This is a genomic window from Acinetobacter amyesii (assembly GCF_023499985.1).
Taxonomy (GTDB): Bacteria; Pseudomonadota; Gammaproteobacteria; order Pseudomonadales; family Moraxellaceae; genus Acinetobacter; species Acinetobacter amyesii.
Map to the genome: position 1 here is coordinate 31,894 of NZ_JAMCOU010000034.1, position 23,512 is coordinate 55,405.

The 23,512-nt window shown below is 36.0% G+C and carries 15 protein-coding genes and 1 pseudogene; 11 read left to right on the top strand and 5 right to left on the bottom strand.

The genetic code is table 11. The features are described from left to right. Nucleotides 1–134: 134 nt before the first annotated feature. From M5F03_RS12635 to M5F03_RS12650, 4 genes are all read left to right on the top strand, one after another. On the top strand, nucleotides 135–1,469 hold the full coding sequence (locus tag M5F03_RS12635; protein WP_249708497.1) for an ISNCY family transposase: 1,335 nt from the start codon (nucleotides 135–137) through the stop codon (nucleotides 1,467–1,469). A gap of 622 nt (nucleotides 1,470–2,091) precedes the next feature. Next, complete coding sequence (locus tag M5F03_RS12640; RefSeq protein WP_178928827.1) at nucleotides 2,092–2,325, top strand: hypothetical protein; 234 nt, start codon at nucleotides 2,092–2,094, stop codon at nucleotides 2,323–2,325. 678 nt (nucleotides 2,326–3,003) lie between these two features. After that, on the top strand, nucleotides 3,004–5,400 hold the full coding sequence (locus tag M5F03_RS12645) for a glycerophosphodiester phosphodiesterase family protein (RefSeq protein ID WP_249708498.1): 2,397 nt from the start codon (nucleotides 3,004–3,006) through the stop codon (nucleotides 5,398–5,400). A 398-nt stretch (nucleotides 5,401–5,798) separates the two neighbouring features. Continuing rightward, a complete protein-coding gene (locus M5F03_RS12650) occupies nucleotides 5,799–6,590 on the top strand; it encodes an SEL1-like repeat protein (RefSeq protein ID WP_249708499.1) in 792 nt (263 codons plus the stop codon). A gap of 340 nt (nucleotides 6,591–6,930) precedes the next feature. Here M5F03_RS12650 and M5F03_RS12655 read toward each other — a convergent pair whose 3' ends face one another. Beyond that, entirely contained in the window at nucleotides 6,931–8,307 is a 1,377-nt protein-coding gene (locus tag M5F03_RS12655) for a hypothetical protein (protein WP_249708500.1), read from the bottom strand. Nucleotides 8,308–8,475: 168 nt separating this feature from the next. Further along, nucleotides 8,476–8,931: an Rrf2 family transcriptional regulator gene (locus tag M5F03_RS12660; RefSeq protein ID WP_249708501.1), complete on the bottom strand. Its 456-nt coding sequence runs from the start codon at nucleotides 8,929–8,931 to the stop codon at nucleotides 8,476–8,478. A gap of 109 nt (nucleotides 8,932–9,040) precedes the next feature. Here M5F03_RS12660 and M5F03_RS12665 point away from each other — a divergent pair, with 109 nt between their 5' ends. The 7 genes from M5F03_RS12665 (at nucleotide 9,041) to M5F03_RS12695 (ending at nucleotide 19,137) form a co-directional block, all read left to right on the top strand. Next, nucleotides 9,041–9,928 carry an NAD(P)/FAD-dependent oxidoreductase gene (locus M5F03_RS12665; protein ID WP_249708502.1) on the top strand — a complete coding sequence of 296 codons (888 nt, stop codon included), beginning with the start codon at nucleotides 9,041–9,043 and terminating at the stop codon, nucleotides 9,926–9,928. Between the two features lie 470 nt (nucleotides 9,929–10,398). Continuing rightward, the gene (locus M5F03_RS12670) at nucleotides 10,399–10,659 is read left to right on the top strand and encodes a helix-turn-helix domain-containing protein (protein ID WP_180036186.1); all 261 of its coding nucleotides are present in this window, start codon (nucleotides 10,399–10,401) and stop codon (nucleotides 10,657–10,659) included. Nucleotides 10,660–10,952: 293 nt separating this feature from the next. Next, complete coding sequence (locus tag M5F03_RS12675; RefSeq protein ID WP_249683465.1) at nucleotides 10,953–11,255, top strand: helix-turn-helix domain-containing protein; 303 nt, start codon at nucleotides 10,953–10,955, stop codon at nucleotides 11,253–11,255. A 4-nt stretch (nucleotides 11,256–11,259) separates the two neighbouring features. Then, nucleotides 11,260–12,519 (top strand): type II toxin-antitoxin system HipA family toxin, encoded by a 1,260-nt coding sequence (locus M5F03_RS12680; protein WP_249683463.1) that lies wholly within the window; start codon nucleotides 11,260–11,262, stop codon nucleotides 12,517–12,519. A 447-nt stretch (nucleotides 12,520–12,966) separates the two neighbouring features. Continuing rightward, the gene (locus tag M5F03_RS12685) at nucleotides 12,967–13,638 is read left to right on the top strand and encodes a hypothetical protein (RefSeq protein ID WP_249683460.1); all 672 of its coding nucleotides are present in this window, start codon (nucleotides 12,967–12,969) and stop codon (nucleotides 13,636–13,638) included. Then, complete coding sequence (locus M5F03_RS12690; RefSeq protein WP_249683456.1) at nucleotides 13,638–15,965, top strand: hypothetical protein; 2,328 nt, start codon at nucleotides 13,638–13,640, stop codon at nucleotides 15,963–15,965. The genes M5F03_RS12685 and M5F03_RS12690 overlap by 1 nt, the downstream gene beginning before the upstream one ends. Next, entirely contained in the window at nucleotides 15,949–19,137 is a 3,189-nt protein-coding gene (locus tag M5F03_RS12695) for a tyrosine-type recombinase/integrase (RefSeq protein WP_249683453.1), read from the top strand. The genes M5F03_RS12690 and M5F03_RS12695 overlap by 17 nt, the downstream gene beginning before the upstream one ends. Nucleotides 19,138–19,322: 185 nt before the next feature. On the opposite strand, the gene M5F03_RS12700 is transcribed toward M5F03_RS12695, so the two are convergent. The 3 genes and pseudogenes from M5F03_RS12700 to M5F03_RS12710 form a co-directional block, all read right to left on the bottom strand. Beyond that, the gene (locus M5F03_RS12700; RefSeq protein ID WP_249683451.1) at nucleotides 19,323–21,179 is read right to left on the bottom strand and encodes a UvrD-helicase domain-containing protein; all 1,857 of its coding nucleotides are present in this window, start codon (nucleotides 21,177–21,179) and stop codon (nucleotides 19,323–19,325) included. Next, a complete protein-coding gene (locus M5F03_RS12705) occupies nucleotides 21,172–23,046 on the bottom strand; it encodes an ATP-dependent nuclease (protein WP_130130616.1) in 1,875 nt (624 codons plus the stop codon). The genes M5F03_RS12700 and M5F03_RS12705 overlap by 8 nt, the downstream gene beginning before the upstream one ends. A 362-nt stretch (nucleotides 23,047–23,408) precedes the next feature. After that, nucleotides 23,409–23,512: pseudogene (locus M5F03_RS12710) on the bottom strand (IS5/IS1182 family transposase); the annotation flags it as partial.

The window sequence follows — 23,512 nt, forward strand, 5'->3', positions numbered from 1 at the left end:
ATAATATTTTATTTAACATAATCTATATTATACGAAATTCTTCTGTTAGAACCCATTTAAAGTATCTATATCCTCACCAATAAAAATGTCTAGTTTATGATGGTTTTACCATCATGGACTGGATATAAATATAGATGCTGATCACTATGTCTGACAAAGAAATTCAACGCCTTGCTGTTCTACAAGACGTTCGAGATCACCGTATTACTCAAGTCCGTGCTGCTGAAATCCTAAATCTTTCCACCCGTCAAATTACCCGGTTATTACACAAGCTCAATCAAGATGGTGTTTCAGGTATGGCTCATGCTAGTCGTGGTCAACCTGGTCATCGTCGCCATGATGACTTGTTAAAATCAAAGTGCCTCTCCATTATTTCTGAACATTTGTTGGGATTTGGGCCGACCTTGGCTCATGAGAAACTCAGCAGCATGTTTGACCTGAATATCCCGGTAGAAACGCTTCGGCGCTGGATGACGGCCAATGACCTGTGGATTCCGCGATCCAAGCGCCTGAAGCGTCCATATCAGCCACGTTATAACCGGGATTGCTTCGGTGAACTGATCCAAATTGATGACTCATATCATGACTGGTTTGAAGGTCGAGCTGCAAAATGCTGCTTGTTGGTTTATATCGATGATGCTACTGGAAAGCTGTTGCATCTGCGCTTTTGTGAGGCTGAAACGACCTTTGACTACATGCTTTCAACCCGAGCCTACATTGAACAATACGACAAACCTCTAGCCTTTTATAGCGACAAGCATTCGGTATTCAGAGTTAATCAAAAATCCAGGCAAGACAGCCAGATTACGCAATTTGGGCGGATTCTGAATAATTTGAACATCGATATTATCTTTGCCAACTCACCCCAAGCCAAAGGTCGTGTGGAACGTGCCAACAGAACCCTTCAGGACCGTCTGATCAAGGAGATGCGCCTGGGAGGCATCGGTTCGATTGCAGAGGCCAATATATGGTTACCCTGCTTTATTGAGCAGTTCAATCAGAAGTTCGCCAAATGTGCGCGAAACTCAAAGAACCTGCATCGGCCATTAAGCGAATCTGATCTTGAACTGGATGATATTTTTACCTGGCAGGAACCGCGTAAGGTCACCAAGAATCTGACCCTGACCTATGACAAGTGTATTTATATGCTTGAACCGACAGAGCTGAATCATAAGCTTGTTGGGCAATACATTTCATTTCTGGAGTACCCGGATGGTACTGTGGCAATCATGCATGAAGGACGGAAGATCAACTATAGCGTCTTCAATAAACTGGCTGGACTACAGCAGAATGATGGGGTTGAGAATAAAAGATTAGGTTCGGTCCTGGCCCATATCCAGCAGCAACATGAGGAATTGGAGAAACAGAATAAACGTTCCCGTCTCAAGAAAAGTATGCCGAGTCGTAAAGCTCAGAAAGTTGTTATTGAACAAAGAAATTTAAATCCTGTGCTTGACTCTTGTAGTTAAAAACAGGACATTTTAAATGGTTTATCGCATAGACATTTTAATTGGTGAATAACAGCTTTTTAAAATATCATTGTTTTTCATATAGTTAAAAATTTTTCATCCCCCTAAAAAAACCACAAAAAACCGACTTGGAAACAAGTCGGTTTCTTTTTGAGCAATTTTGATACTTCTTGCCAATAAAATTGATCCATATTTAATCAAATTGTCGTTTTTCTCTGGCTTATCAATGCGCCCCATCCCGAAACTATCCCCAATTTCTGCGGACAACTCTTGGGATAAAAAATAACCAATTTTGTACGCTTTGGCTCACACCAATTCCGGCCCTTTGCGCCTATACGATCTGGCTGCAATTTCCTATGATGGATTCATCAGGAACAGGAAGTTCCACACAATAATAAGAACATAGATACGCATAAGGACTGTAAGGTACGACAGGAGTTATACCAAGCGAACCAATACGAAAAAGCCCAACAGGATGTTGGGCTTTTTTATTACCACTTCCTTAAAAAAATGTTTGCTTTAAGCTATTGATATTAATAATTAAAAATCGCCTCAGGATTCCTAACATTTTTAGGTTATTCTTTTTACTTACTTATTAAAAAGCAAAAATTTGGAGAGCTTTATGGAATTAATTTATAGACCAAAAACAGGAAATTTTGCAGGACTAGAGCATCACCCTTATCAAAATAAGGATGGTTTATTTGTGGTGAGTAAGGATAGATTTAAAAAAAATTATATTTACGTGAATACTATTGAAGAAGTTTATGCCTATTTAAAAGAAGGATTAAAGGTTCGTATGAGATATGGGAAGAACCCAGCAAGTTTAATTGCTCTAGAATCTTTAGACGTTTGTTGATTATTTTTTGCTACCTTGTATATGTAGACCTAATGAAAATATGTCACCTTTTCATATGTTTAGTAATTAGATTAAGTAAAATATACAACTAACCACCTTTTAGGTGGTTTTTAACTTCGTATAAGAGATTTTATGTTAAATAAAAGGTATTCTTTCTTCCGTATAGTTAAATAATCGGTAGTAAGGCTAAAAAAATGCAATTCAAAGGTTAATTTAGTCAATAAAAAAGCCCAACATCCTGTTAGGCTTTTTTACATATTTGATGCGTTGGTATAACTCCTGTCGTACCTCACATTCCCTGTATCTGATCTTATTATTCTTATCTGGAGCATCCAGCTCTCTATGTCCCCATAATAGAAAATTGATGAAGAATGGCATAGACGCAAAGAGCCTGAATGAATGTAAGTCAAAGCGTACAAAATTGGCTGAGATTTATCCCAAGGGTTGTCCGCAGAAATTGGGGATAATTTGAGCAGTGGATGAGTTGATAAATCACAACAATGTACTTTTTGATTAAATATTGATCATATTTATTTAATCTATTTTTATTAAAATTTTATGAATTCATAAATCATTAATATGTAAGCAAAGTTTAGATATATGACAAATCAACCAAAGTGTCATTTTCAACTCTTAAGTTTGAATCGCTTTTTAAAAAATCAAACCTGAGACTACATAATGACTAAATTGACTTCATTGAGCTTAGCAATATTATTGGCATTCAATTTAACTGCCTGCAACGACAATGATGATAAAGATGAATCATCCGCCCTGCCTGAAACACCGACAACACCAGCCCCAGAGCCAGAAACACCAGAAGAAGAAGTTCCTGTACCTAAAGTCTACTTAGACGAAAACTTCGATCAACTCACAGCGCTGCCAGCAGCATGGACAACACTGCGCTCAAATGCAGGCACGGTTGAAGTCAAAGACGGCAGCTTATTCATTGATGGGCGCGCCAATGACACACAAATGACCACGTTAATGCTGTCACCTGAATATCAAAAACTCAGAAACTATCGCATAGATATCGAATTTACTTATTTAGAAAGAAATAATGGTGGCCGCTGGGGCAGTATTATTTACCGCGCTGCTGACAGCTATGCTGAACCTGCCTTCACGCCTTATTATCAATTTGCAATTCGCGCCGATGCAGCTGGCGCCAGCGGTCTAGAACTTGCGCTGCGCCAGCCTACCAATGCTTGGAATGTGCTGCATAAATCTGCTTATAAAGAAAATATGGAGGTCAATAAGTCGTATAAAGCGACTGTGATTGTGCATGGTCAACGTGTGCGCCATTATATTGATGACAATTTAGTCTTAGACACCACACTGCCTTATAATTTAGATCAAGGCGCAATTGGCCTCTCTACTGCTGGCTTATTGATGAAAGTAGATGCCATCAAAATTACAGAACAGCTTGATCCTCTGCCAGAATCAAACCGTGTTACCGAAATTATTGATCATAATCTGCCAGTTTCTATGGCGCCAACCATTGCACAGCCTGCACCCGTGAACGGCATTTCCTCTACAGCAGCAACACACATTGCCTATCAGCTCGATGAACAATTAAATCTATTGAATACTGAGCAGAAAAAAGTCATGGCTTTACGTGATTATCTGAATGACTCAACACGCCGCACACTTCCGCTGCTACGCATTCAAAATGAACAGACCATTAATAAGCTAAAAACATTGGGCGAAAGTTATGATCTGGCGGATATTACCTTGCTTTCAGATCAGCCAGAGCTTCTTCGCAAAGCGCGAATTGCAATTCCAGCACTGCGTACCGCGCTGGATTACTCTAAACAAACTGGGCTGAGCAGCTCAACTAAGGATATTGTGACCATTGCCCACAATACCAATTCATCACTTGCAAAAATTGTGATTCTGCCTAAGCATCTGGTACAAACAGAAGTGGTTTCACATTTACAGCGTCTGCTGATTACACCGTGGGCAAACCTAGACAGCAGCAGCCCATTAACAGCAGCAGAGTTCTTAAGCACAGGTGTAAACGGTATTTACACCGAGCAGCCCGACAGCGTTCTTTCTATTATGAAATTAATGGCGCCGAACACGCTGCTGCGCAAACCGCTGATTACAGGCCATCGCGGTATTCCTGCACTTGAGGATGAAAACACTTTAGAAGGCACATTAAAAGCGATTCAAGTTGGCGCAGATGCGGTTGAGTACGATGTATATCTTTCTAAAGATAATCATGTCGTGGTCATGCATGATTCAACCACAACACGCACTACAGGTGTAAATGCCAAAATTGAAGATTTGACGCTCGCAGAAATTCAAAACTTACGCACCATTCCAAATGGACGTAAAGTACCGACAATGGATGAAATTCTTGCGGCTGTAAAACAATATCCAAATGTGACAAACTTCATTGAAATAAAGAGTTCAAAACCTGAAATTGTACCAAAAATTAAGGAATTGCTAGATAAGCATAATGCCTATGATCAAGCGATTGTCATCAGTTTCGTTGGCGATCAAATTCTACATATGAAGAATGAAATTCCTGGTGTATCCACTGGATACTTGACCAGTACGCCAACAGCTCAAAGCAATATTGTCAACACGCGCCGCATTTTAGATGCTGCACAAAAATACTCTTCTACTTTTAATCCTTCTTTTTCTGGTTTAAATAAAGAGCTGATGATGATGGCGAGCCAGCGCGGCGTGACTTTCTGGCCATGGACTTTCCGCTTAAATAAAGATGACTTCTACCGCATGTATGTACAAGGCACACATGGTCTAACGACTGATTATGCGCATGAATCTTCAAATCTGGCGGTAAAATTGAATACAGCAAGTCAGCTCATAGCCACTGCAGGCAAGCCTGTAGAAATCAATGCAGAAATCCAAACTCAAATTGGAACGAAATCGAATTATCTTGTTAAAAATATGCTGGTTTTGCCAAATTCGGCTAAATATACGCAAAATGGCCAAGGGCTGACATTTACTGAAAAAGGTACAGCTTATGTCATGCCAAGCTATCAATATACGATGGCACCAAATTACACCTATACGATTTATGCAAAACCTGTCACTGTAACAATTCAATAAAATTAAAACATATGCTTAGATTCTTAGAGCATCACCTTGATGAGTTAATGTAGTAAAAACCCACTGTAAAGTGGGTTTTTTTAACTAAGTCAATAAAAATTGATAAAGCATGCTGTTCGGTAAGTATCAAGGTAGTTGTCACCTTTTATTGATTTTAAATTTGTATTTTTAACCGATCAGGATCAAGCATAACAACATCCGTTCTGTGCTAATTTTTAGTCTGTTTCTACCATTCTCTATTCCCATCCTTAATATTTTCTAAAATTAACATAATACGCGTTATACGAAAGGCCCTATTTACGGGCCTTTTAATCATCTGATTAACATAAAATCTCTTATGCGAAATTATGAGGCTATATACTTATAGCGTACCCAAAAAAAAGTAGTTCAATTTAATTATGTATTTCATACCCAATATAAAAATAATAATTCTTTTATCAATTTTATCCTTGTCTGCATGTAGCCAGACATCTGATTTTGAAGATATTGAAGAATCAGCAAATCGTGGAGATGCCTTGTCACAAACTCTGCTAGGTGAAGCTTATGTCAATGGCGAAGGCGTTTCTCAGGATTATAAAAAAGCGTTTGAGTGGTATAGCAAGGCTGCCGAACAAGGAAATGCTGATGCTCAGAATAACCTTGGAGCACTATACGCCAATGGTCAGGGGGTAACTGAAGATGATAAAAAAGCGTTTGAGTGGTATAGCAAAGCTGCCCAACGAGGAAATATTCAGGCTCAAAATAACCTTGGTGCAGCTTATGCTAATGGTGAAGGTGTAGCTCAAGATTATAAAAAGGCCTTTGAGTGGTACAGTAAATCTGCCGAGCAAGGAAATGCTGATGCTCAAAAATATCTAGGATTTATTTATGAAGATGGTAGTGGTGTCACTCAAGACTATAAAAAAGCCTTTGAGTGGTACAGTAAATCTGCCAAGCAAGGAAATGCTGATGCTCAATATAGTCTAGGTAGAATTTATGCCATTGGCCAAGGTGTCACTCAAGACTATGAAAAAGCCTTTGAGTGGTACAGTAAATCTGCCGAGCAAGAAAATGCTGATGCTCAATTTACAGTGGGAATGATGTATCTTCGGGGTGATGGAACCGCCCAAAATAATGAAATAGCTGAAATATGGATAAAAAAAGCTGCTGCTAATGGTCATCAAGACGCTATATCCCTTTTTTACAGATGACCAGTAATAAAACCCATAGACATCGAAGAAATGCCAAGGGTGTGAATTAATGTGTGTCATAGTGTACAAAATTGATTAAAACTTATCCCAAAAGTTGTCCGCAGAAAATGGGGATAATTTAAGCCAGCGCTGGCTTGATAACGCAGAGAAAAATGACAAATTGATTAAATACTGATCAATTTTATTGGCAAGAAGTATCAAAATTGCTTAAAAAGAAACCGACTTGTTTTTAAGTCGGTTTTTTGTTGTTTTTCAGGGGGGATGAAAAATTTTTAACTATATGAAAAACAAGGATATTTTAAAAAGCATTTCGTATAACCTCTATTATGTTAAATAGAGATTAATCAAGTAGATGGAACTCAGATGTTTTAATGTATCCTGTAATATCATGCCCATCTTTATTGAATTTAATTCTGGACCATCCATCTGGGATATCTTCATTCGTTTTATACACTGTGACTATAGATTCTTTTTCTAAAATTATTTCTTTTAGACCGTTTGGTTGATCCTTTAAGTCACAATCTTTTATGACACGCGCTAGACCTTCTACACCATTTACAAGGTTTACTAAGCGTTTTTGATTATTTTTAATAGGTTCATATTCATTAATAATTGGTTCTGTAACGGTCCCTGCAAACCATACAAGTAAACAAATTATGAGCCTTAAAAGATATGATGCTTTATCTGTTGGCAGTGTTTCTAAATATTCTAATAAAATAGATCCACTTGCTGTATCAAAAATACCTATATTTTTTAGGTCAGATGTCAGCTCTAACGTCTCTTGCTGTTCAAGAACTAAATCTAGTGTTTGGATTGTTGTTCTATTGATGTTTACGTCTTGATTATATTTTTCATTAAAATCATCGAGAGTGTTCAAATAATTTTGAATAGAATCAAAATTATTCTGGTTGGGACTTTGTTCAGCTAACCCAGCAATAGCATAAAGTTTTTGATTCAAATTAAAAATTTTAGTATTCAAATCTGGAATTAGTGTCTTAGCAGCTATAAGTCTTTGTACATCGGCCTGTAAACCTAATGATTTGTTAATTGTGACAGATGATGCGGCACTTCTAATAGCCTCCAGCGCAGGATTTTCATATGCTCCTGTGATACTAGCCATCGCTGCATTTATAGCTTCATGTTCTTTCCAAGGCATTGAGGCTTTTTTCATAGCCTCCAGCGCAGGATTTTCATATGCTCCTGTGATACTAGCCATCGCTGCATTTATAGCTTCATGTTCTTTCCAAGGCATTAAGGCTTTTTTCATAGCCTCCAGCGCAGGATTTTCATATGCTCCTGTGATGCTAGCCATCGCTGCATTTATAGCTTTATGTTCTTTCCAAGGCATTGAGGCTTTTTTCATAGCCTCCAGCGCAGGATTTTCATATGCTCCTGTGATGCTAACCATCGCTGCATTTATAGCTTCATGTTCTTTCCAAGGCATTAAGGCTTTTTTCATAGCCTCCAGCGCAGGATTTTCATATGCTCCTGTGATGCTAGCCATCGCTGCATTTATAGCTTCATGTTCTTTCCAAGGCATTGAGGCTTTTTTCATAGCCTCCAGCGCAGGATTTTCATATGCTCCTGTAATGCTAGCCATCGCTGGATTCATGGAAAGATATCCTTTCAAAGGATCTGTAATTCTAGTTATAGTTTTATGAAGTTTTTCTATGCCATAAGGATCTAATAATTTATCTAAATCATATTTGGATGACATATTTATGATCCCCTTATGGAACATTAGTAACTTTTAGTATTTCTAAAATTAACATAATACACGTTATACGAAGTTAAAAAATCGAGTCTAAAAACTTAATTTTTATGTATTTTTTTAAAATTAAGACCTAGGCCAGTGCCTAGTTTTTTTTATTTCGTATAACAGCCATTATGTTAAGTGGGACTGTTTATCCGCAATATGTTTATCCCATTCAATCTGAAAATCATGTGCCAATTTATCTAGTTTGGTAGCCTTTAAATTATTGATAAGTAATTGTTGGGCTTCAATGAATGCCTGATCCAGAGCTTGGTTTACGACGAGTTCAACCAAACAATCAGGCTGCTTATTTTCGTTGCCAATCGCAAAAATTGACGGCTCACCTACTGCCACATAAACATCATACAAAGAGATTTCACTTAAAGACTTAATTAAAGTCCAACCGCCCCCAGGTCCTTTCTCTGAATCAACAAATCCATGCTTCTTTAAGCCAGACATTGTTCTACGTACAACAACGGGATTGGTTTCGAGCATCTCTGAAATGTAATCTGACGTGAAAGGCTTATCTTCACGAGCCATATGTAAAAGTACATGAAGCATTCGAGAAAGTTTACTGTCTTTACGCATGGTTAGATCTAGAAGTGAATGGATTAGAAAGATTGTAACATTGAAAGTTTCATATCAATTTTAAAAATGATATAGTAACTTCAAAAGTTACATATTGAGTGTCTTTGGAATGAACTATGAAGTTGTAATTATTGGTGGTAGCTATGCAGGTCTTTCTGCTGCATTGCCTTTAGCACGTGCTCGTCGTCAAATTTTGATTATTGATGCAGGACAACGTAGAAACCGCTTTGCAGAGCATTCACATAATTTTCTAACCCAAGATGGTCGTGCACCTGATGCAATTGCGGCAGAAGCACGCGCACAAGTTGAAAAATATTCAACAGTTTCATGGCTATCTAAAACAGTAACAGATGTAAAAGCTGTAGATGGAAAATATTTGGTAAGTGCTGGAGAGCAGCAATTCCAAGCAGAAAAAATCACCATTGCCACAGGTGTAAAAGATGAATTACCTCAAGTTGATGGTTTAGCAGAGCGTTGGGGTAAATCGATCTACCACTGTCCTTATTGTGATGGATATGAACTGAATATGGGTGAGGTTGGTGTGCTTGCATCGGGTATGCATTCATTACATCAAGCATTGATGTTGCCTGATTGGGGAAATACAACATTATTTTTAAACGATGCTATCAAAGCTGAACAATTAGATGATGAACTATTGGCGAAACTCTCTAAGCGTCAAATTGTCATAGAAACTCGTAAAGTTGCACGTATTGAAAACCATTGTGACATCGTGTTTGTAGATGGAGAGCGTACAACATTAAATGGTCTATTCGTGTCTACAGTCACTCGTTTACAGGCAGATTGGATTCGTAATTTAGGCTTAGACATTGACAGCAATGAATACGGTGAAGCGATTAAAACCTCTCCTGCAAAAGAAACCAATATTAAAGGCGTTTATGCATGTGGTGATGTGACTCGTTCTGGCGGTTCTGTTGCTTTATCTGTCGGTGATGGTGCAATGACAGGAATAGTGGCACACAAGTCTTTTATTTTTTAAGGCTGTGTCTGTGATTATGTAATTTCTCTAAAATTAACATAATACGCGTTATACGAAATGCTTGAATTTTACTATAAGTATCAATACCTTAACTAAAGCCGTTCCAGTAAACAGCGCACTGGAACGGCTTTTTTGTTGAATTTTACTGTTCCACGCCTGTTCTTTAATCAAAGTTCCACATCTTTGTGTAGTTTCATTTAACCCTAAAGCAGAAAAAAATGTCCAGATAAAACAAGAATAGATGTCCAAGTATTATTTATTTTACATCAAGAGACAGGCTAGCCTAATTCTAAAGGATTAAAAATCCTATACACATATGAGCTCTATTCAAATAATTTAAGGCAAAATCGAACCCTATAAATTCAAAGGTATTCAAAAATCACTATAAAAGTTTGCTATATAGCGAATATTTGCCATAATTTATCAAAAGTTTGCTATATAGCGAACAAATTTCTAGGGTTAGAATTGATATGGCTTCAAGAGAAGAAATAGGTAAAGAAATACGTTTGGCAAGAAAAGCTCTGGGCTATACACAGAAAAATCTTTCAGAAAAAACGAACGTTAATAAAACAACAATTTCAGAGATAGAAAATGGCCACTTTACAGGCTCATTTAGCATATTTGAATCTATACTTAATGCAGTAGGCCTGCAATTTGAAGTGAATAAAAACAAGTATAAATTTCCGCACTGGGATGAAATTGAAGCAATGTTTGCGGAAGATGATGAATAAATTGTAAATCGGTACTGAATAAGGTATCAAGAAAGGCAAAGCGCTGCCCATCGACCTCATTACTCCAGACCACTTGTGTCAGATATTCCAGATTGAACTGATAGCAAATCACGGTTCCTCGCGACACCACGCGAAACTGATTGAGCTTAAAGCAAATGTCTAATTAGACTTCTTTAATCTAATAGGATCTAATCAGGCCAATAAAGTACCCTCCTTACCGACTAAGTCGGTTTATTTTATAACTCCATTATTTTGTGGTTTAATAGGCGTATATAGACATAAGACCCAATATTATGTATTTAAAATTCAAAAAACCTGAAGAAGTTGTTACTTTATTATGTGAAAGGCTTCGTAAGGAACGACTTTATCTGGAAATGACTCAGGCAGACGTCGCTACACGTGCTGGTATTGGTGTAAATACAGTATCTAATTTGGAAGCTGGTCGAAATGTTTCATTTGAAAATTTAGTACGCGTTGCCATGGTACTGGGTCGATTAAAAGAATTAGAGGAACTCTTTAAACCTCATTTAAACAGTGTAGATGACATTCTCCGCTATGAGAGCAATACGGCTCGCCAACGTATCAAAAGGAAATAAATCCATGCTCAAAAAACTTAATGTTTACTACAATGGATGGGGTGAATATTGGCTTTGGGGTACACTGGTCTCCTCAACCGCAATCACAGGTCGACCATTAATCGCCTTTGAATACAGTGCAGAAGCGATCAGTAAAGGTTTAGAACTTTCCTCTTACCTACTTCCGTTAAAAGGTGACCCATTAAGAACGAACTTTCCTGCACATCAAATGGGATTACCAGGTCCTATATATGATGCCCTACCCGATGGTTGGGGCATGCTCCTTATGGATCGCTTATTTAAAAAAAATGGACTCAATCCAGCACGGATTGGGCCATTAGAAAGACTCACGTATATTAATACACATGCGATGGGGGCATTATCCTTTGAACCTTCAGCACCTGAGTTAGCATTAACTGAAAATATTCCACTGCTTAAACTCGCCCAAGAAGTCCAGGAAGTTCTCAAAGGAGAAGGTGCTGAATTTTTACAGCATTTATTAGTTATGGGTGGATCACCACAAGGTGCAAGGCCAAAAGCACTCGTCTATCGTGATCCTGTCACCAACGAATTCTCAACAGTTAGCTCACATCAACATGAAGCCTGGCTGATCAAATTTCCCGCTCAGCAAGAGCATCCTGAAGTTTGTGCAATTGAAGCTGTTTATGCAGAATGTTTACGTCATTGTGATATTGACACCCCTGATACTCAATATTTTACTCTTCCGAATGGATTAACCGCATTTGCATCAAAAAGATTTGACCGCCATGATGGTATGCGTATCCCTATGCAAAGTTTAGCTGCCTTCACCGGAGCTGATTTTAAATCACCAGGGAGTTTAGACTACAGTAACTTTCTTCGCGCTGCACACTTTTGCACCAATGATGTTCGCGAAAAAGCAATTGCATTCAAGCGAGCTGTTTTCAATGTAGTCTTCAATAATCGAGATGATCATTGCAAAAACTTTTCATTTCTGATGTCCCAAAATGGGCAATGGAAACTCTCCCCTGCCTATGATGTTACTTTCTGTGAAGGGCCAGGTGGATATCATCAAATGGATATCATGGGTGAGGCACTGGATATTCCTCGACAAGCTCTTGTAAAACTTGGTACTCAGGAAGCGGAACTTTCTGCCCAAGAAGTCGATGAAATTATTGGCTCGATTTGTAAGGTTGCAATCCGATTCAGCAGTATCGCTCATAATCTATTACCTGGACAAATTCAAACAGAGACTCTCCAGATGATCCAAAATAGGATTGAGCATAATATTCATTTATTGAATTGAATATAAAAAATTTTCATGAGGATCAAGAAACATTATATTAAATTATATAATGTTGTTGTTTCTCATGAAAATTAGCACCAAAATACAGGTGACTTTTATAGACGAAAATTTCCAATATGAAGTGACCAAAATACCCTTAAATGATCTAAATTGCTAAAAATTTCACCCCACTAAAAACTACACACAATAAATTAAATCATATACTTATAGTTAACATTATTTAATGGTATAAATCTCGGTGACCTTGCCAAGGTTGGGGGGCTTCTAAAATAAATAGCATTGCTACAATTTGTGACTCAGTCCTTAAAATGATAAAAATCACAACATATTGTATGTTAATTGTAAATAAACACAAAATATAGGGTAGATCAATCTTGTTTAAAATTTCAAAAAATTATAAGAATATTCACTTGATTATTTTTTACACTTTTGGGGACTCTCATTTATATGGGAACAGCTTTTTATTTCAATGAAGAATTTGGCACACCAAAAAAATTGTTGTGCAAAAATTTTAATAAAATCCAAATCAGTATACACCCTGATTTTTCTGGAATTTATCTTTGCTATCAAGAGGCTTTCAAAGCTTTAAAAACAGATCTAGGTATCTTGAATCCACGTCCCGAAATTCACGTCTGGAAAGATACTAATCTATCCGGTTATACCATCGCCAGTAATTTCCAATGGTTTCTATACTGGACTCAGAACGCACCCAAAGAAATTAATCTAATTATCCATTCTCTTCCCAAAGATAACAAAAAAATCGAACTATTAAAAAATGTGGTTAGTTCCGAATTTCTAAAATTTCTATCATCTACTTATTATGATCTTAATCGATTGAATCCCAAAAGGTTACATAACTTAATAAATGAATACATTTCTGCCGAGACTATTTACAAGTTAAACAAAGAAAACTCCTTCAAACCTCAACGTAAAATGAGTTTGGATCTGCTTGCCTATCTGCTGTCATATACACGAAATCAGCTGAATTATCGCAATAAAGTTATAAATCGAAAAAGGCAGAGTGTGCTTGATCAACTGCAACAAACTAGTGAAATTGTTCAACAGTTTTTAAACAATGTGGACTTCGTTCTCACGCCAGATCAGCTATGGAAAGCATAATGTCAGAATCTAACTCAAGCCGTCAAAATGCTGCTGATATTCCTCGGGTATCATTAAAACAGACATTGGAAAAACTCTTTGGTGATGAGCAGCTCCAACGTACCGAACATATTCAATATGTTGCTGATTTACTGACTTCACACCCCACTGATCAATATCTGAAGGAGCTGAATCTCGATCTATTAGATTTTGATCTACAAACCAATTCTGTTGTTGTTAGACCCGCTGCCTTGGTCTCCTCTCGAAAACATACTGTTAGTGCAACACCCATTACTTGGTATGTGAACTCAATTGCACAATTAGTAAAGTCACAAGAAAATGCCTTAATCTGGAATATCCTAGTCTTAAAAGCAGCAATCTATTTAATTGCACTTCCAGACATTAAACCTGAACTTTTTAAAGAGGATCACACTGAACATTTCAATACTGTAAAACGTTTATTCCAACGCTTCCGTACCGCCAATCGGATTCTAAGTTCTGAAAAAGAATATCAAAATACTCCTGAATATAGACTCCTTTGGGAAAAGTATCTTAAAGATCCCTCCCTTTCCTTAGTTGAATTTATTCGGAATTTGAATGAGGTTATTGATGAAGAACTTGATAAAGAGTCATCTAATGATTTTATGCAAAACCTGCTAAACGTGATCCGCATCACCTTTAATTATGTTTTGCAAAATAAGGCAAAAATTGCCAAAGCGAGCATCGAGACGCAACTGCAACATGAATTTTTAGACGAAGATCAGCTGATTGCAGAAAGTTCAGAAATTAAAAAAGGGCAAAAATCTAAGGCTCTCAATATAGAACAACAACTAGATGACCAAGATACACGTCAAATATTTGTAGACCCAACCATCGTTACCCCCCTTGCTGCATATTCCGAATCCAGCCAGAGCTATGTGCTGCCTCTGGTTGCCAAACATATTCAACGGAAAGAACATTTGCTGCCATACAGCAGCCTCTTTCCTAATATCGCAAGCATAAGTGCCTTAATTACTGAACTATATAAAAATTACATTGTTGAGATTAAAGAAGATTCTAAAGACAAGGATAAAGAAACCAAAAAAAAGAAGGTATCCTTAATCCTGATGCTGTCATTTCTGACAGGAAATAAAATCCAGGAGTGGCTACGTCTACAAAGTAAACGTGCTAAAAATTTAAATGCTCGCCAACAGATCAAGCAAAGCAATGGACAATATTATCTGAGAAGTAAATTTTCAATTTTTGAAAATAAGGATTTTGCTTATCCAGAGGGCTTGCTAAACCAAACAGTTCATCTGGACATCCCGATCCCGAATTCATTTATTGAATCTCTGCGAGACGGTGACCCCATTAAGGAAGAGGACCTTCAGCAACATTTGAAACAGCTGAGAGCCAAATTTTATATTCCAAAATTATCACTAATAAGAATTGGCTCTGTTTTACATCAGACTATTTTGCAACGCACGGGAAATAAACAGCTTGCTGACCTTCTCACCGGTATTGATGCCAACAAGTCTTCTTCTACTTCTTATTGTCATCAAAATATCCTGACTTTACAGACTGAATATGTCTCAATTTTAAAAGAACTGTGTGAGTCGTTGTCCGATGAGTACCAGAATATTGAATATGCTGCAAAAAAAAACTTTGGAAGCCGCAAAGCACCTACTTCAAATGTGATTCAAAATATCTTTGCCACTCTCAAATTCAGAATAATTTCACAAAAAGAAGACGACTGGATAGTAATTTTTAATCACTACAATCTGTGGATGTGGCATTTCTTGTTGCTCTTTACTGCTGCACGACCCGTCGCTGAATTTCCAGGTTTTTTAAAAAGCTTTAACCTAAAAAGAAAAATATGCATGGTTTCTGATAAAGAGGTGGGTGGGCGTCAAGGCTATGGACGTTTAATTCCACTGGGTCATTTTGTTGTACAAGAACTCCAGAAATTCATAGATTTTTTACATTATTTAAAAACTCAAATTGCTCCTAGTCAGCCAGAAATTTCACTACATATTCAACAAATTTTAGAGAGCAAGCTCCCACTTTTGAATATCTTTCAGGATGGTCAATGGCAACCTTTAAGGCCATCGATTGTAAAAAAATCTAATCCTGAGTTAAGTTTGCTACATGAAAACTGGCACCGGCATACTGCCCGTGCGTTTCTCAGCCATAAAATTAGCGAAATTGAAATTTTAGCTTTATTCGGTCATGAACCGATGCAGCAAGAAGCTGCTCATCCTTACTCCAGCTTATCTATTTCACAATATTCAAGCATTGCTCATATTCTTGAACAAATGAAAGATCATTTTAATATCACCGGTATTGAACTCGATGTCCTCACTCAATAAACGTACTAAGCAAATTCAACCACTGTATGCAGAAAAACGTAGAAAACGAGACCGACTCGATCAGGAAAAACAGCTTCGAGCAGATGTAGAACAGGAACTAATTCAATATTTCCAAGAACAAGATTTGGAACAAAAAGAGCACCTTGAATCCTTCTATCCAGCAGTTTATGATTTTATTAAACGCAAAGCTCCAAGCTTGGCATGGAAAAAATATGCGCATGAATTTTTTCGGTCATATATCAAGCGAATCAATTTAAATCGTCGTGAGACTTTGCCCCTACCGCATCTGACATTTGAGATGCAGCGTGATCAGCCGGTTTTTACCATGGACTGGATCGAGAAGGGACATCATGTTGATGAAGTTATTGATAAGCTTTGGGACTACTGGATTCTAGCGAAAGATAGTCAGGCATTTTCAGATGATGAAATCATTGGAAATATTGTTATTTCTGCCCTGCTTTACTCAGGCTTAAATCAAAAATCCTCTTTAGAGGCTTTGCTTGAACACTTAAAAGATCCGGCAAAAATCAGAAAAATCGACGATCTGAATATTATATTTTTAGAACCGCTCTCTCCCTCTTATGGAGATCTATTTATTGATGAAAAAAACATTCGTAAATCGCGTAATTTTATTCCTGATCAAATTACCCGCTTATGGTTAATTCATTTTAATAGCAGAAATATTCGTACAGTAAACCAGAATGTAGAAGATTATCTACAGCTTATTTTTAATAAAATTAAGTTATCATTTAATCTCAAAACTTATAAATTATTACGCGACTACGCCAACTTTAACTGGATGCAACTCCCGAAAGTTGACATTGATCCTGCTCTCTCACAATGTCTCATAGAAAATACTGCAACATGTGGCTTATCAGAAATAGAATTTGAAAGATTTCTTCATCCAAAATTTAAATATCAGCAGAACACTCTTACTGATTCAAATGTAGAAAAATCATCATCTTTTGTGGGTCAATCCTACTCTAATGATGATATTCAGCAAGCCTTGGATGATGTTATAAAGATTCACAAAGACCTTTTACAACTGATTCGTACATCACAAACTGATCAAAGTATCGATGCATTAATCATTAAATATTGCATTGAAAATACTAATAAATTTAATGAGTATAGTAAACGTGTCGCCTTATGGCTCATCAGCCTTTATAAACCAGCACTGGAACATATTAAGCCGCTGGCTGAACGTTTTAATTTTTGCGTAAACCAATTTCAAAAAGCGTTTCAGAAGAACAGACCGTTAGCAGATAGTTCCATTTACACTTATTACTCCCGTATTGCTGAGCCGTGGCTCACCCATTCTTTACAATATCTGGACAGCGAAGATGATCTGAATACGAACTTAGCGAAGATCTACCAACAAATCATCACGAATACCCGACTCGCAGACGAAGCAGGCCAACCTGAGTTTAAAAAATCCAGTGGTCAGACCGTCAGGATGTTGAAGCGCTTCCAGAGCTTTCAACAAACAGTTTTCGAAGCTGAATCTCTCGAATTAGAGTCAATTGCCATACAAAATAGGCCTAGAGCCCGTATTATTGGCCCTTTGACTTATCAAGCTTTCATGAACAAGTTAGATACCTTATTTTCAGGTGCTAATAGTCAAGAAAACACTTATAAGACATTAAAAATCATCTATATCTTAGCTTACCGTACTGGTATGCGTATTAATGAAATTCTAGGCTTACGTGTGCGGGATATCGAGGGCTTGAGCTGTCTATCAGTATGGATTCAGCCCTACGGCTCAAAAAAGAAAGGAAACTTACATCAACTTAAAACAGATAGTGCTGAACGCAAAGTCCCTGTATATTGCTTATTAAAACCCGATGAATATCAACTATTTCATAATCATGTAGTCGAGCAACGACTACTAAATCAGGAAAACTTATACCTATTCCGTAATTGGAATGAAAATAGCAAGCTGAACAAACATACGGTGACAACACCTTTTAGAATGATTATGAACGAGCTTTTTAAAACTCATGATTATTCTTTTCACTCATTTCGACACACGGCTGCCAATCACTTATCCGTTCTGCTCAACTGCGATTACGCTCCCCTAGCCAAGAATCTGACGGATTATACTGAAGAACAATATCAGTCCATTCGGACAGAGTTACTCCGTCATACACATGGTCAAAATCATTGGTTTATGATTGCCCATTTACTGGGTCACATTGACCCTACAGAAACTTTTAAAAGTTATATTCATCTAAGCTACCTGATTGCTGGGCATAAAATACTGAAATATCACCCAGACATCGATACTCAACTGGCAAAAAAGATGATGGGCTACCTACCTTCTTTCAAATTTTTAAACACAGTAAAAGATTCTGCTCCATTCAATTTCGAAAAGCATGCTGTTCATTTAAGTCAGCAGTTACTCAACGATCAACCTGACTGGTTAAAAAGTAATGTCGAAGACATTCTAGATGAGGTTTCATTTAACTCACAGCCTCATGACTTTTTTAAATATTTCGCGGGAACAAAAGAATCCAAAGTTTCATTTGTATGGTTTTTTAAGTGCCTAAATTTACTGGAAATTCATCATGATCCAGATCGGGTATCACAAGAAATGAGCTTACCTGTTGAACTGGTTAACTATTGGTATGAAAATGCCAAACAACTGGGCCAACTCAAGTCTCAAAAAAACAACCCAAGGTTATTTGATCTCAACAACACAAATCATCTGGATAAACCTTTGAAACCCGCGATGATAGATACCATTGAAGAGCGCAAAGCAAGGAACTATTTCTTTGAAAATATTCAAAATATCTTTGAAAAAAAGCCAGATCAAATAAAAGCGGTGCTTGAGACATTTTTAAGTCGTGTTACAGTTTCGCATACTGGCATTCATTATCGCTGGAATAAAATCGATCAATTGGAATCATTTTATTCCAAGGTAAAAGACCTGTTTCCCCATCAATTTTGGCATTTGCTTGGACAAGACTTGGTACAATTGTTAGATAAAAAGAAACAACCTTTTTTAATAAAGCTGGCTAAATCAAGCACAACAGAGCATCCTACGACCCAAGAAGATTATGTTCGTCTCCAACTTTACTCAACAAAAGATGCCAAAGCGCTAGCAGCATTTAAATTCTGTTTACATTTAGCCTGTATCGGCAGACCTCGATCTCTTGAACTTAAAGTCTAAGGATCAGAAAAGTCATAATCGAGCACATAACTTAACTTTTGAGGGGGAAACATTACCTTTCCGTCTGAATAAAAATGAAGATCAAATTAAATTTTGTTTCAAATGCAAAGATACTAAAACACTTTTACATAGATATTTCACAAATATATTTTTAACAAGTCCAATATATTTAGTAAAATATAGAATTAAGTCATAGTAAGATCAATTATTTTCCAACCTTTTTGTTCAGCCAAAGAAAGATGCTCGTTAACCTTGTTTTTATGTACAGCTAAACAAACAAAATGCCTAGGGCGAGTCATAGCGACATAGATTTGTTTCATGAACTTAACTGTCTGTGGTCTTGGTTGTGTAGCTTGTTGTTGATGTACAAGGTAAGTAAATACATTTGAAATATCATATGATCTTCCAAATGTTGTTTCAACTATTAGAGTTGCGGCGTGGGTTTCGCCTTTAATGCTATGTATAGTAGCAACTTCCATTTCTATTTTCTTGGTATTAATTTCGATAGAAATTTTATTTTGTTCACACTTTTCATTATTGCCTTGTGCAGATAGGGTATGTCCATCGTAATTAAGATACTCTGGAATTTTTGATAAGCCATTTAGATTAAAAATCTGGAACATTTGCAAAATTGAGCTATCCCAGAACTCTTGATTTAAATCTTCTTCTCTTAATATAGATATAAATAATTTATTAAAATTTTTTAATTTTGATTCTTTTTTTAAATATTTTTTAACATTATTAACACTAAACTCTAGTTCGGTATTATCTATAGAAATTTTTTGGCTATTAATTTTTGCATAGTAGCATATTCCTTCTAGTACAGATTTATAAATTTCTTTAGAATGCCAATTTTGATTGATATTATTTCTTCTAAAACAATAAATAATTCTTTCAGGTCTATAATTTGATAATGAATTAGATTTTTTGAATTCTGGAAAGTAGTTTACTAAAGATATATTGGTGTTATTTTTAGTTCCTATAGCACCTACAATCTTAATAGGATCCTTTTTAAATTCTGTTAACTGATTAGAGCATAGCGTTGCGAAAGCATTAATAACTTTATGTTGATTTTCATTATCTATTAAGAATATAGTATTTTCAAAATTTGATGTAATAGCTGATGTTAAGCTTAATCTATTATAACTTAATCCAGAAGATAAATTGGCTATAGTCTGGTTAAATCTATTAGAGTCAGTAATATTGTGATGATTTCTACCATTGTAAGATGTATTTAAAAGTTCATTACTACTTTCGAAAATACTTTGATCAGGATCGCCAAATCGTTGAATATTTGAATCCTCACCAAATATTATATTTAAGATTTCATCTTGATATTGATAGGTATCTTGCATTTCATCTATAAAAACAATTGGAAATCGTTTTTTTAAAGAAGAAATGATTTCTCTATTCTCTTGAATGTTTGCACTAGCGAATTCAAACATTTCTCTATAAAAAAATAAACCTTTTTGTATTAATAAGTCTTTTGCACTGACTAGATTTTTATAGGATTCAGAGTTAGATTCTCTTGTAAACCCAGGAATATTTAAATTTAAGTCCCCATTTACAAATTTAAACTGAAGATCAGAAATACTAGCATGTTTATTTTTTAGATAAGCTTTAGTACCTGGTTTTATGTGAAATGATAATACTTTTGTACAAATTTCATCATCAACTTGATTTACATGAATATTATTTTGGCGGCAATATGGTATAGCCAAATATCTATTAATAAATTCTTGAATGGTGCCAATAAAGTGTGGGTAGGATAAAATTTTTCTACCATGTTCATGTTTTTCAAGTCGAGCAATAATTTCATCTTTAGCAACATTAGTATGACTAATAATACAAATACCTTTATATGGGCTATTCCATTTTTTTGATAATAAAATAAGCTTGGCAGCAATTAATGTTGTTTTTCCTCCGCCAGGGCATGCTTGGACATCAATAAAATTTTTTAAAGCCTCTCTGCGGCTACTATCAAATTGAAGGGACATTTCTCCTTCTAGTAAATTAATATCATCATCAGAGATATTAAACATAATCATCTCCAGTTGCGGTTAATTCTGAGAATGGTTCTGTTACGTATGCAATTGCTTCTACAATATATGATGGAAGATGTGCTCGAAGTTCTAATGGTTTATTTTTATATTTACTTTTTAATATATCGACTAACTTGTATGTTGCTTCTGTTTTCCCTGAGCCTTTCTTTTCAATCATACTATATATTTTAATTGCTTTTTCTTCGATATCCGTAGGTAAAGTTGAAAATTCGGGGTCACTTGTCACTTTTATTGAGGAATACACATGCTCAGCTAGACCATATTTGCAGAGACAATACTCAAAAGTCCATTCATTAGAAACAAAGGTATAAACATTTTCACCATCTATTGCTCGTTTCTTTTGAAAATGGTCGTCTATTTTCTCCTGTGTATCATAATAGTCCTTCCAATACTTTAAATTTCCTTTTGCTTGAGTATCTAGATTAGGATATTTTTTATTTTTAAACCCAATAGGGTTATCAGCTCTAGCTTCAGCTTTCATTGGCCAAATATCTAAATCTGTAATACATGCGACTTTTATTGGAAGTGTCGAAGTTGAACTATTTCTACGATAGATTTTTGCATAGCGTTTATAGGCGAGATTGCCAACATTAACCAAGGAAACACCATAATCTTCTAAAGGTCGACCTAGAAGTTCTGCAATCGTGGGTAATAGGATGTTCTCTCCATCACCTTCTACAATTAGAACACTTTTAGCAAAAAACATATTTGCTTTACTAACATCTAAAAATTTTGCTAAGAATGGATAGTCATCAGAATCGAGTAATGTGCATTCCCTTCTTAAAGGAAATGCAATTCCACTATTCATGATGATTAGATTCTCTAGAGGTGCTTTAGAAGCAAAGTGAGGGCTATGAGTAGATAATATACATTGTAGATTTGGTTGATCTTCAGTTAAATATTTAAGGAACTTCATTTGAAGTTGTGGATGTAAGTGGGCTTCTGGTTCCTCAATGAGAAGTAAAGGGAATTCATCGGAACTTTGTGATAACAACATAAGCTCTGTTGCCATAAATAATAGATTGCTATATCCAAGACCATGAGATTTCCCAGCGTGATCTAAACCCAATGACAATTTTTCTAAGATTACTCGAAAAAGTGCTTGTCTTTCTGTTTCATTCAATTCTTCTAATGCTTTGCTACCAAGCATATTTAAAGATGGAATAAATTTTTTATCATTAAATGTGATTTTGTCTAAAAGAGCTTGGATTTGTCCTTTTGTATCTATAACTGCAGTATCATCTTTAATTGCTTGATTCGCACAAATCATGGTACGAATTAGCCTTTCCACATTCTCTTCATTTTTTCCTAAGATTTCGTGGTTAGCCAGGATTTGAGATAACCGTGATGCGCGCCCTGCTGATAATTCTCCTTCAACATCACGTAAAGGCTTTAAGTAAGTTGTAGAAAGATACATGCGCGCTACTTTCTCTAGAGCGGGTCCTTCAGCATTTTGTCCAGAATTTATATCTGTTTGAATAAATTGACCGATTTTGTTGGTTAATTGTTTGATAGATGCGGTCAGATTTACGTATAAAAATGCTTCAGATTGGCTTTGTGTATTCTTGATATATGTAATGTGCTCAGGAAAAATACTTTGGTCATCAATACTAAGATCTGCAAATTTCAATTGAATATTCAAAGTATTTTTACCATCATGAAAATCGGAAATTATAAATTTTGTCCACTCTGATGAGTTAGTATCTAACACAAGTCTAATAGCATCAATAAGAGCAGTTTTACCAGAGTCATTTTCCCCGATTAGAATGTTTAGACCTTTATTCAACTCCAGTTCAAAATTTTGAAAAATACGAAAATTATTTATCTTTATCGATTGTAAGTACATGCTTTTACTCTAAGTATTTCTTGAATACAAAATTTATATCATATTTTCTTACTAATGGTCGAAAAGTCTCCGTGAATAAAATTTCAGCTTGAATAGCCACTGATTTTATAAAATCTTATAGATAAAATGGCTACTTAACGAGGTGCCTGTGAGTAGTAAAAAATCCTTAAGAATTCAAAATTGAGAGTAGCTAGTAGCAATCAATAATTTACCAAACAGTAAATTATCTTTAAACCAAGTACCTACATGTTGGTTATTATTGTTGATTATCATAAAAATATTAGTGACCAAAAATCAAAGTACACTACACTACCCTAAATTACATCACGCAAAATAAAAACACTATAGACTTCTTTCATAATTCATTTTTTGCTCAGCTTTAAATTATAGATTCCCGCAATTAAATTGAATCTTAAGCCCAGTCTTTTTCCTCGATTACGATATCGCTCGGCAAGGATTTTGAAAG